At 36.5% G+C, this 12,514-nt stretch carries 11 protein-coding genes; 5 read left to right on the forward strand and 6 right to left on the reverse strand.

Going from position 1 to position 12,514, the window contains the following annotated elements:
- Positions 1 to 132: 132 nt before the first annotated feature.
- Together M0D58_RS07170 and M0D58_RS07175 are read left to right on the forward strand one after the other, a co-directional pair.
- Entirely contained in the window at positions 133 to 984 is an 852-nt protein-coding gene (locus M0D58_RS07170) for a transketolase (RefSeq protein WP_248394593.1), read from the forward strand.
- Positions 985 to 1,037: 53 nt separating this feature from the next.
- Positions 1,038 to 1,985 (forward strand): transketolase family protein, encoded by a 948-nt coding sequence (locus tag M0D58_RS07175; protein WP_248394595.1) that lies wholly within the window; start codon positions 1,038 to 1,040, stop codon positions 1,983 to 1,985.
- Positions 1,986 to 2,034: 49 nt separating this feature from the next.
- On the opposite strand, the gene M0D58_RS07180 is transcribed toward M0D58_RS07175, so the two are convergent.
- The 5 genes from M0D58_RS07180 to M0D58_RS07200 form a co-directional block, all read right to left on the reverse strand.
- Positions 2,035 to 2,448 (reverse strand): nuclear transport factor 2 family protein, encoded by a 414-nt coding sequence (locus M0D58_RS07180; protein ID WP_248394596.1) that lies wholly within the window; start codon positions 2,446 to 2,448, stop codon positions 2,035 to 2,037.
- A 3-nt stretch (positions 2,449 to 2,451) separates the two neighbouring features.
- Positions 2,452 to 2,979: a TetR/AcrR family transcriptional regulator gene (locus M0D58_RS07185; protein ID WP_248394597.1), complete on the reverse strand. Its 528-nt coding sequence runs from the start codon at positions 2,977 to 2,979 to the stop codon at positions 2,452 to 2,454.
- A 174-nt stretch (positions 2,980 to 3,153) separates the two neighbouring features.
- Complete coding sequence (locus tag M0D58_RS07190; RefSeq protein ID WP_248394599.1) at positions 3,154 to 3,531, reverse strand: hypothetical protein; 378 nt, start codon at positions 3,529 to 3,531, stop codon at positions 3,154 to 3,156.
- Between the two features lie 68 nt (positions 3,532 to 3,599).
- Positions 3,600 to 4,070 carry an Lrp/AsnC family transcriptional regulator gene (locus M0D58_RS07195; RefSeq protein WP_029298841.1) on the reverse strand — a complete coding sequence of 157 codons (471 nt, stop codon included), beginning with the start codon at positions 4,068 to 4,070 and terminating at the stop codon, positions 3,600 to 3,602.
- 134 nt (positions 4,071 to 4,204) lie between these two features.
- Entirely contained in the window at positions 4,205 to 9,001 is a 4,797-nt protein-coding gene (locus tag M0D58_RS07200) for a translocation/assembly module TamB domain-containing protein (protein ID WP_248394600.1), read from the reverse strand.
- Between the two features lie 4 nt (positions 9,002 to 9,005).
- On the opposite strand from M0D58_RS07200, the gene tsaD reads away from it, so the two are divergent.
- From tsaD to M0D58_RS07215, 3 genes are read left to right on the forward strand one after another with little or no spacing between them, the layout of a single operon-like run.
- Entirely contained in the window at positions 9,006 to 10,022 is a 1,017-nt protein-coding gene (gene tsaD, locus M0D58_RS07205; RefSeq protein WP_248394601.1) for a tRNA (adenosine(37)-N6)-threonylcarbamoyltransferase complex transferase subunit TsaD, read from the forward strand.
- Entirely contained in the window at positions 10,019 to 10,414 is a 396-nt protein-coding gene (locus M0D58_RS07210) for a hypothetical protein (protein WP_248394602.1), read from the forward strand. Before tsaD ends, M0D58_RS07210 begins: the two co-directional genes overlap by 4 nt.
- Positions 10,411 to 11,106 carry an RsmE family RNA methyltransferase gene (locus tag M0D58_RS07215; RefSeq protein WP_248394604.1) on the forward strand — a complete coding sequence of 232 codons (696 nt, stop codon included), beginning with the start codon at positions 10,411 to 10,413 and terminating at the stop codon, positions 11,104 to 11,106. Before M0D58_RS07210 ends, M0D58_RS07215 begins: the two co-directional genes overlap by 4 nt.
- 549 nt (positions 11,107 to 11,655) lie before the next feature.
- Here M0D58_RS07215 and M0D58_RS07220 read toward each other — a convergent pair.
- The gene (locus M0D58_RS07220; RefSeq protein WP_248394605.1) at positions 11,656 to 12,003 is read right to left on the reverse strand and encodes a hypothetical protein; all 348 of its coding nucleotides are present in this window, start codon (positions 12,001 to 12,003) and stop codon (positions 11,656 to 11,658) included.
- Between the last annotated feature and the right edge of the window lie 511 nt (positions 12,004 to 12,514).

Consider the following 12,514-nt stretch of genomic DNA (forward strand, 5'->3'; position numbering starts at 1 on the left):
GCTTACCTTTACTTAAAAATACTTATCATTAAAAATACGCTAAAAGATTAAAATCCGGACACAGATCCGGGTTTTTACATTTCCGTAAGCCATTTAAAAATTGTAGATTTGTGTGCATATAAATTCTAAGCAATGAGTAAAAGCATCGAAGAGTTGAAATCTCTTACTACACAAATCAGAAGAGACATTTTAAGAATGGTTCACGCTGTGAATTCCGGTCATCCAGGTGGAAGCTTAGGTTGTACCGAATTTTTCACAGCCCTTTACGGAAAAGTGATGAACTATAAACTTCCTTTCACGATGAAAGGTAAGAATGAAGACCATTTCTATCTTTCGAACGGACATATTTCTCCGGTATTCTATTCTACTTTGGCAAGGTTCGGATTTTTCCCGGTGGACGAATTAAAAACTTTCAGAAAATTAGATTCCAGATTACAGGGACACCCTACGACTCATGAAGGGCTTCCGGGGATCAGAGTAGCTTCCGGTTCTTTGGGACAGGGACTTTCCGTTGCTCTCGGTGTAGCTCAGGGTAAGAAATTGGATGGGGATAACTCTTTAGTATATACTTTACAGGGAGACGGAGAATTGCAGGAAGGCCAAAACTGGGAGGCTTTTATGTATGCAGCTTCCAAAAAAGTAGACAATATCATTTCTACTATTGATTATAACGGACAGCAAATTGATGGAAGTACAGAGAATGTGCTTTCATTAGGAAATCTTCATGCCAAGCTGGAAGCTTTCGGGTGGATGGTTCTTGAAGAGAAAAACGGTAACGATCTTGAAGCGGTAATTGCCATTCTTGAAAAAGCAAAAACCGAAACCGGAAAGGGTAAACCTATTGCTATTATTCTTCATACAATCATGGGGAATGGAGTAGATTACATGATGGGAACTCACGCCTGGCATGGAAAAGCACCAAATGACGAGCAATTGGACACGGCTTTCAAACAATTATATTTAGAAGCTCCGGCTGATTATTAATTACAAGTAATAAGTAATTGATAATAAGTAATCTTAATTAATAATTAGAAAAAATGAAATTTACATATACAGAAAAAAAAGATACACGTTCAGGATTCGGAGCCGGATTGGCTGAGCTTGCAGATAAAAACCCAAATGTTGTTGCACTTTGCGCAGACCTTATCGGATCTTTAAAAATGGAGAAATTCATTGAAAAAGCCCCTGAAAGATTTTTCCAGGTAGGTATCGCGGAAGCGAATATGATGGGCCTTGCCGCAGGATTGAGCATCACTGGAAAAATTCCTTTTACGGGAACTTTCGCCAACTTTTCAACTTCGAGAGTGTATGACCAGATTCGTCAGTCTATCGCGTATTCCAATAAAAATGTAAAAATCTGTGCTTCCCACGCAGGTCTTACTTTAGGAGAAGACGGCGCTACGCACCAGGTTTTGGAAGACATCGGAATGATGAAAATGCTTCCCGGAATGACGGTAATCAATCCTTGTGATTACAACCAGACCAAAGCGGCTACCATTGCTATTGCTGAGCATGAAGGTCCTGTTTATTTAAGATTCGGAAGACCAACTGTTCCGGTTTTTATTCCTGAAGATATGCCTTTCGAAATTGGAAAAGGAATTATGCTTCAGGAAGGAACTGATGTGACAATTGTTGCAACAGGTCACCTGGTTTGGGAATCTCTTGTTGCTGCAGATGAGCTTGAAAAAGAAGGCATTTCTTGTGAGGTGATCAATATTCACACGATCAAGCCTCTTGATGAAGAAATCATCTTAAAATCGGTTGAAAAAACAGGAAAAATCGTAACGGCTGAGGAACATAATTATCTTGGAGGAATGGGAGAATCTATTGCCGGAATGCTTGCCAGAAGAAGACCTACAAGACAGGAATTCGTAGCGGTGAATGACACTTTCGGAGAGTCTGCGACACCTGCTGAACTGATGAAAAAATATAAGATTGATTCGGCTGCCGTGAAAGAAGCGGTGAAAAGAATTTTAGATAAATAATTTTTTTTCGAATTATACATAAAAGCATCCTTTTGGATGCTTTTATTATTTAGATGAACTTTCGGTCTTCTTCTTTGATAGCTAAATCGTTGATGCTTGCGAATCTTTTTTTCATAAGGCCATTTTCATCAAATTCCCAGTTTTCATTTCCGTACGCCCGAAACCAGTTTCCTTCTTTATTCTGATATTCATACTCGAAACGTACAGCAATACGGTTGTCTGTATGCGCCCAATATTCTTTTTTCAGCTTATAATTAAACTCTTTTTGCCATTTGCTGCTGAGAAACCTTACAATTTCTTCCCTCCCATTGACAAATTGGTCCCTGTTTCTCCACTCACTATCAGTGGTGTAAGCTTTGGAAACTTTTTCAGGGTCCTGGCTGTTCCAGGCATCTTCTGCTAACTGAATCTTTTCCAATGCTGTTTCAAGCGTAAAAGGCGGAAGCGGATGTTTTTGTTCCATAATTTAATTAATTAGTTGGTTGATAATTTTTTTTGATTTTTCTATAAGCTCATTTTTTCTGAAAAGCTGACTTTCAATTATGCTGCTTTCAAACAATAAATAAATATGATCTGAAAGATCTTTATCTTCTATTATTTCAGAAAAAAAATTTCTCAAATCTGTTTTATGATGTTGAATGACATTTAATATTTTCACATTATCTGTAGGAATTTCAGACAAAATATTAAGGAAACTGCAGCCTCTGAAATTTTCTTTTTCATTCATATAAATCAGGAAATCGAAAGACGAAAGGATTTTAGACTTCGTTTCTTTTTCCTGTATGGTAAATTGATGTAATTCATTAAACCAATAATCATGTCTTACGTTTAAAAACTCAACACAGAGATCTTCTTTAGATTTAAAATACTGATAAAAACTCGCTTTAGCTACATTTGCTTCTGAAATGATCTGATTAATTCCTGTTGAATGATATCCTTGTTTTGCAAAAAGTTCAAATGTTGTTTTTACAATTCTTTCTTTTGGTGATGACATACTGTTTTATTTGATAAGACAAATGTATACATTAATTTTCAAAACAGACAGATCGTTCTGTCTATATTTGTTATGCATTTTTATCTATCACAGATATTCATAATGTTGTATCTAAAAAAAAATAAAAGCGGGCAAAAGCCCGCTCCTAATGATTTATTATATTGCATTTATTAATCACCTGAAAAACTTCCACTTAGGAATAATGGCCAGCATTCCAAAACCGGTGAAAAGGAAAAGATTGGTTACATCCGTATACAGGAATGTAGACAGGTAATAATTATGCATAAAGAAATGTAAAACAAGCAGTGCAGGAAAGGCAAAAATGCCTATTTTTCTGTAAAAAAACATGAGTATAAGACTAACCACCATCAATGCATCAATTGCGAAAACAGTGTAAGCATACCAGGCAGGAATATTCAGGGTTTCATGCTGTAAATACTCATCAAGATCAATCCCAAACCCCATCAGGGTAAATAGCATCAGGGCTGCGAATGCGAGGATAAAACCCCATCCTTTTTTAGGATTTTCGTCAAAGTAGCTGTATTCTTCCATAAGTACAAAAATAAAGAACTTATGAGAGATTTCATAAGTTCTTTTATATAATTTGTTTTGAAAAACGATTATACGGAAATCGCGTTGATCAGTCTGTTTTTGTCACTTAGATATTCTTCCATGGAAATCATACTCTCCGTTCTCATTACATCCTGAATATCATCGATCTGATAAATAATTCTTTTTGCATCGTCCGTATTTTTAGCTCTTACTTTACAGAAAATATTGTATTTTCCGGAAATAACGCTTGCTTCGATTACATTTGGAATGGTTGACAACTCTTTCAAAACCTCTTGTGTTCTGTTAGATTTCGTAAGAAGAATTCCTATGAAAGCTGTAAAATGATAGTCTAATTTTCCATAATCGATGTTAAGAGATGATCCCAAAATAATACCTGCATCCTCCATCTTTTTCACTCTTACGTGAATTGTACCAGCGGAAACATCCATCTGTTTAGCAATTTCTGTAAAAGGCATTCTTGTGTTTTCTACTAAGAAATCAAGAATTTTCTTGTCTATTTCGTCCAGTTGATAGTTCATATTAGTTAAATTACAATTTTCTTAAAAAAACAATGTATTTTTTGCAAATTTATAAAAAATAATTTAACTAAAAAAATTATATTAAACATTAACAATAATTAACACATATGAGAAAAATCATTATAAATTTAGAATTATTTTGTATTTGATTTTATAGAATCTGTTTTTATTCCTGTTTGATCTTCAGGTGTATTTTTTACTTTTTTCTTCTTTTTGAATAAAGAATTGAAGCTCTTGCTCCATACGATACCTCCTCCATAAGCCTGATTGGCAGTACCGTTTGAGCCCGCACCATTAATGACACCAATATTGGAAGGTTTTGAATACCCTCTCAGTACCAGACTTCCATCATTCTTTTTAGAAATATCATATTCAATTGTTCCTTCTCCGGAAAGATAATTGGCTTCCGTATTTTCAGTTTTGGTAAGAGGAATTCCCAAACCGGTTTTCACTTTTATTCTTGGTGAAAGAGCGAAACTCACCCCTGCATTCGCACGGTCGCCCGTATTGGAATATTGGTCTCCTTTCACATAATTAAGGTCAATCTGGAATTCATTACTCATTGTATTAAGTACAGATCCCAGCTGCTTTAAAAGAAGGTTGTATCCTGATGATTCTGCGACGCCTGCGACATCCACATCAACTCCTCCGGTTTTAGAAACATTAAAGCTATTTAAAAGCAATACAGATCCGAACTGCAATACCTTCTCCCCTTCCTGGCTCATTTTTGCAGCAAGTGTTTCTTTAACCTGACTGGAAACATCCAACGCAGTAACATCAAGATCAACCTGGGGATCTACTAGAGACTGTGTAATATTAGCCTGCAGTAAAATACTGATTGGCTGAAGACTTCCCATGTTAAGATATTCTCCGGAATTGGAAACCATTCTTACATAATTTGCTGTAATGTTAAGCGCGGGTTTCATGGCATCTCCATCCCACCGGATGCTGCTGCCTTTTTCAATCTGGAAGGTTTTATTCAGAATTGCTTTTGAAACAAAAGTTCCGTTTTCCACTTTATACGTTCCGTTCATAGCAATATTTCCCTGTCTGCTCATCTGGAAACGCAGTTTTTCAGCAGCACCTTTCACTGTAATATTTCCTACTTCGTCACCAATCAGAACATTTACTGTAGTTCCTTTATCCACATCGAGTGCAAAATCGATATTCATATTGGCTCCGGATTTTTTCTTATCTTCTAATGTTACCAGGCCGTCTTTTCCTTCCTTAAGGAACCTCAGCATTTTGAACTCTTCAACATTGGAAGTAGATCCCGAATTGAATGTAAAAGTACTTCCGCTCAGGGCTTTCATATTAGGAGTGGAAAGACTGAGACCTGAAACCGGGCCATCCACATAAAGATCCCCCTGTCCGTAGACCCTTCCCCAGAACAAATCGTAATCCTTTTGAGTGGTATTCAGAACCAATAGATTGTCCGCCCGCATTACCAGGTTGACACCCATTGAAGAGAGCGTTTCAAACTGAATTGCTCCCGAAATATTTCCGCTCGAATTTGTTCTTCCGTCGTGAACCCCGATATTATTCAGGATGGCCAGACCTTTGGTAAGCGGAATTACCGTATCGTCAAAAGAATAATCTACCCCGGTAAATAAAAGTTTAAGCCCGAAACCTTTTAAAGCGATATCGCCACTGTAATCCAAATCACTGAATTTTCCGCTGATCTTAAGATCTCCTGTAGCTTTTCCCCTTAAATTTCCAAAAACTGTGGTTACAAACTGCTGTGCAAAAGCAATATCAAAATCCCTCATTTCAGCGGTAAGATCTATCGTAGGCGAAGAGGTATTATTATTTACGGTTCCCGTTACATGAAGACTGTTATTTCCTATCACTCCCGCAGAGTTTACCCTGATATCAACATCATAAACATTCAGGGAGAATCCGTTGGTTGCAGAAATTGTAATGTCTCCCATATCGTTTCCGTTCATCATGATATCATCAATGGTCATATCCACTAAAGGCTGAAGCGTGCTTTTATCCATGCGAATCTGTACACTGCCGTTGGCAAGTCCTTTAATATTCATTGTATTTCCTCCCGGCTGCATTTCCAGGAGCTTTTCTATGGAAAAATCATTGACTTCCGCATCCAGATAAAAATCTTTAGCTGATTTGAATTGCGCTTCTTTAACAAGTAATGAACTGTTATCGGAATAAATTCTCAGATTCCTGATGTCAAAATCCTTTTCTTTTTTACGATAGGTAATAGAATGATTAAGTTCAGGACTTGTATCAACAGCCCATGTTACTTCATTAAATTTAACCTCCGTAGGCTCGAATCTGAATATAAAATCTCCTCCCGCATTGGTAGACTGATTCACATTAATGGCATATTCCTTCATCGTATCATCAAGCTCATCTTCAGGACTTCCGTGTTTAAATTTTGCCGCTAAATGAAGAAGTGTATTATCTTCATTTCTTCCGCTTAGGGTAACATCTTTGAGAATATTTTTGTTATACTGTAACCTGCTGATTCTTGCAAAAATCTGTTCATCAAGATTCGCTGTATTGATCCTCACCATTACACTGTCCACCATAGCGCTGTCCCTGGTAACATTATCCCTTTCATTAATGGTATAGGCAGGATTGGCTGCTGCAAGAGCCCGGTCTGCGTCCGTGATTTCACGGGTTTTGGTCATGATATATTTTAAAGAAGCAACATCAAGATTCAAGATTAGATTATTGGAATTTCCATCGTACTGCCCTTCTACCTTTGCACCTTGCGGTAATTTAAGATCCGGAAGAAAATAGCTTACCAGGCCCTGTTGAACATCAAAATTCATGGCAAAACTCTGTCCTCTGTACATCTTTCTTGGAGCTGGTCCTACGAGAATTCTGTTCAATCCGTTTTCTATCATTCCTGTAAGATCACCAAGGTTATATCTGCCTGATATTTTCCCATTAACGGCTCCCGGCGCGTCCACATCAATTACGCGGCCTCCGTTTTCCATAAACGTTTTCAGTTTTGCTGTCGGAATATAATATTTCTGGCTGGCTGTAGCGAAATTAATCCCGTTTGCTTCAACATCAAGGGTAAGGTCATTGATTGAAGACATGGCCATCTTACCATTTACCTTTCCGCTTACAATCTGAGTTCCGGGAGTATTGGTAAAATAATTCATGTTCAGATAATTCACATCAGCATTTACATTCATAGAAATTCTTGAAGTGCTGAAATCGATTAATCCTTTGATATTGGCTTTTGCCTGTTCATCGTTTACGGTGATGAGCCCGTTGTATTTTTTATGATCAAGAATGCCCTCCAGATAAATGTTGTTGATCTCCTTATTCATGATTTCAACACTGGTAATTCTTGATTTCGTTGTCAGTCTCATGGTGTTGACATCGAAACTCTGACCGTTGATATCAAATCTTCCTGAAATTAAGCCTACTGCTTTATTTTTGGTAATTACGGAAGTATTTAAATCTTTAACTTCAGCAATTCCTACATATTTTGGCATTGATGAGCTGTACTCTGTTAATGAAAACCTGGTAATTTTCGCCTGTCCGATTCCGGTAATGAGGTTTCCGTTGGCTACATATACCTTATTCGGATTAACACTTGCTGTTCCATTATATTTTAGTTTGCCGAAATCATCTGCAAAGTTTTTCATCTTTGTAGCAATGAATGAAGGCATCATGGCCTTAAGATCTTTATAGGTAAAATCTGCAGAAAGATCCGGGGTTTCGATTAAAAAGTTACCCTTTAATAATCTGTCGACCTTCATGGTTTTGGTTGCTATATTCACATCCGGATTTCTGATCAGGAAATTATCCAGCCGGAAATTATTTAACGGACCAGCCATTTTACCGGAAATATTAAACGGCTTGAAATTGTCCCAATTCGTTACAAAATAGCTGATATCATAGCCGCTCAGCTGGCTTCCCTGCCGTAGATTCATTTCCCACTTTACTTTATCAGCAAAATCTGCCCATGAACCGTCATCATGAAGATTGAATTTTATATCTCCCTGCAAAAGCGAATGATCTGTATTTAACGTCAGATCTTTTAAAGAAAGATAATCCGGCGTCATTGAAAGCTCTGTAGAAAAAGTATCTACAAAGTGAGATTTGCCCCATCGCTTTGTCGTAAAGGACATGTTATTGATGAGTGCCGAAATATTTCTTCCGTTGATTTTTACATTAGGTGCTTTCAGGTTAAAATTGGTGGCAGTTAACCATTTTCCTTTTTCTCCAGGAGAATTTAAATTCACAATAGAAACTTTAGAATCAAGGATCTGAAGTCTTGAATCCAACTGAAAAGGAGGTTTATTGGGATCTCTTTTTTTTCCGCTGTCAAACAATTGGGTGAAACGGATAAAGTTTGAAATACTGTCGCCTTTATAAGTAATTACTTTTACATCGGCATTTTTTAGCGTAAGCGAGTTAAAGCTTAACGAATTGTTTTTTGTAATGTTGCCAAATAAAGAAAGCCAGTTTGAATTGGCAATAAACTCTTTAGACTGAATAAAATCATAGCCTTTATAATCTTTGATTTTCAGCCCTTTAACCTTTACATTCCCGAAGAAATTTACCTCCACGCTTTCCGTTGACATCTGGGCTTTGAAATCCCTGTTTACGACCTGCAGCGCCTGATCGGCAGCCCATTGCTTGGTAACCGGAAGATTAATCGCGATAAAAATAGAAACAACAAGTCCGAGTCCGAGCCAGAAGAGAATCAAAAGCAGACGTGCCCACCATGAGTAACTGGTAACATCTTTTACAGCCTGTTTTCCGAATTCTTCAGCCGTTTCTACCGGGTGCTTGATGGCGTCGGAAGCCAGCTCAGAAGCTTCTTTTACGGTCTCCTTCACTTTTTCCCCGGCGTTTTCCACGGCTTTTTGTACCTGATTACCGAGGTTTTCAGCTACTGATTTTTTGTTCTCATTCTCGTTATTATTCTCTAACTTTGCCATTATTATGAGCGACTCTATAATTTTAGGTATTGAATCGTCTTGCGACGATACATCAGCAGCTATCATCAAGGGAAATTCTATTCTGTCGAACATTGCTGCAAATCAGGCAATCCATAAAGAATATGGCGGTGTTGTTCCTGAGCTTGCATCACGTGCTCACCAGCAAAATATCATTCCGGTTGTTGAAAAATCTCTAACTAAAGCAAATATACAACAAAATGCAATTTCCGCGATAGGATTTACCCGGGGTCCCGGCCTTTTAGGATCTCTTCTTGTGGGAACTTCCTTTGCTAAGTCTTTGGCAATGAGCTTAGACGTTCCGCTGATCGAAGTAAACCATCTTCAGGCACATATTTTAGCGCATTTCATTGAGGATGCAAATCCTATGCCGCCTACATTCCCTTTTTTATGCCTTACCGTAAGTGGCGGACATACCATGATCGTCCTGGTAAAGGACTATTTTGATATGGAAATTATCGGGAAAACAACTGATGACGCAGCAGGTGAAGCTTTCGATAAAATCGGAAAAATTTTCGACCTGGATTATCCTGCCGGACCCATCATTGACAAGCTTGCCAAAGAAGGTAATTCTGAAGCATTTAAATTTAACAAACCTAAACTGGAACAGTATGATTATTCTTTCAGCGGAATAAAGACTTCCGTACTGTATTTTATTCAGAAAGAAGTGAGAAAAGATCCGGATTTTATTAAAAATAATATCAATGACCTTTGTGCTTCGGTGCAGAAATCCATCATAGAAATCCTGATGAACAAGCTTGAAAAGGCCGCGAAAGAATTAAATATTAACGAAGTTGCCATTGCCGGCGGTGTTTCCGCGAATTCAGCTTTGAGAAAAGCCATGCAGGATAATCAGGAAAAACTGGGCTGGAATATTTATATCCCGAAATTCGAGTATACCACCGACAATGCAGCGATGATTGCGATGGTAGCACAGCTGAAATTTGAAAGAGGAGAATTTGCGGATTTAAGAACCAGTGCAACAGCAAAATACGATCTATGAAAATTCTTTTAGAAGAAAAAATATTGGGGACACAATCTAAGAAAAATTCAAAATATTATTGGATCTTAGAAACCGTTACGGGAAAAAATGATGCCTCCGAGCTTTATATGGATTACTTTCCATCCAGCTCCGAAACAGGGTATATCCAGGACGTAAAAGATGAAATTATACAAAAAATAAATGCCGAAAATATTTTCAGCTTTCCCTATGAGCCCAAAGAAGGAGATTATTTGTCCATTAAAAATAATTTAAGAAAACAGGAATATTTAAATCTGATTTACCTTAATGACCATTGGATCGAAGAAATATACATCTGTTCTTACCGAAATTGTGATACAGATATTTACACGACCATAAAAACAGGAGTGGCTTTTTTAACGCAAGATCTATGAAACTATTTTACGGAGAAATTGAAGGAAATCGAGTAACAATCAACGATGAAGAACAGCAGCACATTGTAAAGGTGCTGCGGATGAAGGAAGGCGAAGAGATTCATATAACCGACGGGAAAGGGAATCTCGCTTCCGGAAGACTGATGATTGAAGGGAAGAAGGCAGCGATCTCGATTGATGAAATTAAAACCGGACTGCCGGATTTTCATCCTCAACTGCACATTGCCATTGCTCCCACGAAAAACATTGACCGTATTGAGTTTTTTACAGAGAAAGCCGTAGAAATGGGAATTTCTGAAATTACTATTTTACAAACTGAAAAAACGGAACGTAAAAACCTGAATATCGACAAACTGAGAAAACAGGCAATTGCCGCATCCAAGCAAAGCCTGAGATTTCATTTTCCGGTTATTAATGACAGCATTAAACTTCAGGATTTTTTAAAAACGGTCAGTTCCGAAAATACATTTGTAGCTCATTGTCACGAAAACCTTCACCGGATTGCCTTAAATGAGATCCCTAAACTTGACCAGATGACTTTCCTCATCGGCCCTGAAGGTGATTTTTCTGAAAAGGAGATCAAATTATTAGCTGATCATGATGTGAAAGCTGTTTCTTTAGGCAATCAGCGGCTAAGGACTGAAACAGCGGGAATTTTTGTGGCGGCGTGGAATTATAATGGCTTAATATAGAATAAAGATTCTGACTAAATATGGAACCGGTATTTGAGACCATCATCTCTACCAATTCCGTAATCTTTAGACAAGTTGTCCTACAAGAATCATTACTTTTACACTAATATAATGCAAACCCACTGCTTTCGTAGTGGGTTTGTTTATACCGGCATGAGCCAATGATTGCAGCAGCAAGATTTTTTAATGAATAATGAAAAACTCATCAATAAAATTTCTATCATTATCTAAATACAAATCATAATACCCAATGCGTTTTCCATCTATTTCGATATCAATTTTTATGTTGTAACAGTTAATGAATCTTTTATCTTTATTATAATATATATAATTAATTGACTTTTAATATACTCAATATTCATATTTGCCCTTATTTGTTTTAATTCTTTTTGTAATTCATCATCTTTTAAATTTCATTTAAATATTCAAACGACAAACTGAATAAATTTTTCTTAGGTATTCATTATAATCTACTTGTTATGCCTTATTGTTTTCAAATGGAATATAACCATTGTTATCTTTAACGGATTAAAATCCACAAAATATAGTCTATAATTTTGTTGTTACTGTATTCCAGTCATGATAGATTATGGTATCTTTTTTATGAATAGCAAAAATTAATTCACCTCTCTTTTTTACGATTGTATCACCATAATCCATTTCATCGGCAAATAAATTCCACCATCTATTACTTGTTTTACAAACTTCTTTCTCATGTGATATCGGATCATAGCCTTTAACTTCAAACCATACCGAATTATTTTTTGGCGAGGACTCGATCACTAAATTACACTCTTCCTTTGATAACATATAATCAAGTTTCTTCTTCTCTGCTTTAGGATCAAAACACGAATAGAAAACCAAAAGAGGCAAAAAAAGTAAAACATTAAATTTCATGCTACATTAATTAAATTGGGAACTATAATATCATTTTGTTTCAGAGCAATTTAATTTTTTTCGGTGAAATAACTAATTATTAACAATTAGTTATAGCTTTTAAAAACTCATCCAATGTAATTTTTAAAGGATCATCCTCTGTAAAAATATCATCATAGATTACTACCAAGTTCATGCTGAAAAAAAAATTCTAAAGAATATCTGTTAAATACCAGTTCATCTTTGTATTTATTTAGCGCTTTTCCTTGTTTTATAGCCGTCAATATTGTATTCCTGATAGTGTTATTGACTTCTTCTGCTATAAAATCTGTAATGGTTATCATTTATATATTTTTAATATTAAAAAGGAAATGCAGTTTTCACCCAGCCGTCACGAATAAAAACACTTATGGAGGAAAGATTTTCAAAGCTATGCTCCTCACTGTTGTAATCATCCCGAAAGTATAGTAGTTGTTACGCCTTCTGCTTCTTGGCATTAGTGCTGATTAATATAATTGTAAATATATATAAA

The sequence above is a fragment of the Chryseobacterium nepalense genome (genome assembly GCF_023195755.1).
Taxonomy (GTDB): domain Bacteria; phylum Bacteroidota; class Bacteroidia; order Flavobacteriales; family Weeksellaceae; genus Chryseobacterium; species Chryseobacterium nepalense.

Excerpts from the sequence above, each read along its gene's own strand:
- M0D58_RS07170 (WP_248394593.1), top strand. The coding sequence starts at position 133 with ATGAGTAAAAGCATCGAAGAGTTGAAATCTCTTACTACACAAATCAGA.
- M0D58_RS07175 (WP_248394595.1), top strand. The coding sequence starts at position 1,038 with ATGAAATTTACATATACAGAAAAAAAAGATACACGTTCAGGATTCGGA.
- M0D58_RS07180 (WP_248394596.1), bottom strand. The coding sequence starts at position 2,448 with ATGGAACAAAAACATCCGCTTCCGCCTTTTACGCTTGAAACAGCATTG.
- M0D58_RS07185 (WP_248394597.1), bottom strand. The coding sequence starts at position 2,979 with ATGTCATCACCAAAAGAAAGAATTGTAAAAACAACATTTGAACTTTTT.
- M0D58_RS07190 (WP_248394599.1), bottom strand. The coding sequence starts at position 3,531 with ATGGAAGAATACAGCTACTTTGACGAAAATCCTAAAAAAGGATGGGGT.
- M0D58_RS07195 (WP_029298841.1), bottom strand. The coding sequence starts at position 4,070 with ATGAACTATCAACTGGACGAAATAGACAAGAAAATTCTTGATTTCTTA.
- M0D58_RS07200 (WP_248394600.1), bottom strand. The coding sequence starts at position 9,001 with ATGGCAAAGTTAGAGAATAATAACGAGAATGAGAACAAAAAATCAGTA.
- tsaD (WP_248394601.1), top strand. The coding sequence starts at position 9,006 with ATGAGCGACTCTATAATTTTAGGTATTGAATCGTCTTGCGACGATACA.
- M0D58_RS07210 (WP_248394602.1), top strand. The coding sequence starts at position 10,019 with ATGAAAATTCTTTTAGAAGAAAAAATATTGGGGACACAATCTAAGAAA.
- M0D58_RS07215 (WP_248394604.1), top strand. The coding sequence starts at position 10,411 with ATGAAACTATTTTACGGAGAAATTGAAGGAAATCGAGTAACAATCAAC.
- M0D58_RS07220 (WP_248394605.1), bottom strand. The coding sequence starts at position 12,003 with ATGAAATTTAATGTTTTACTTTTTTTGCCTCTTTTGGTTTTCTATTCG.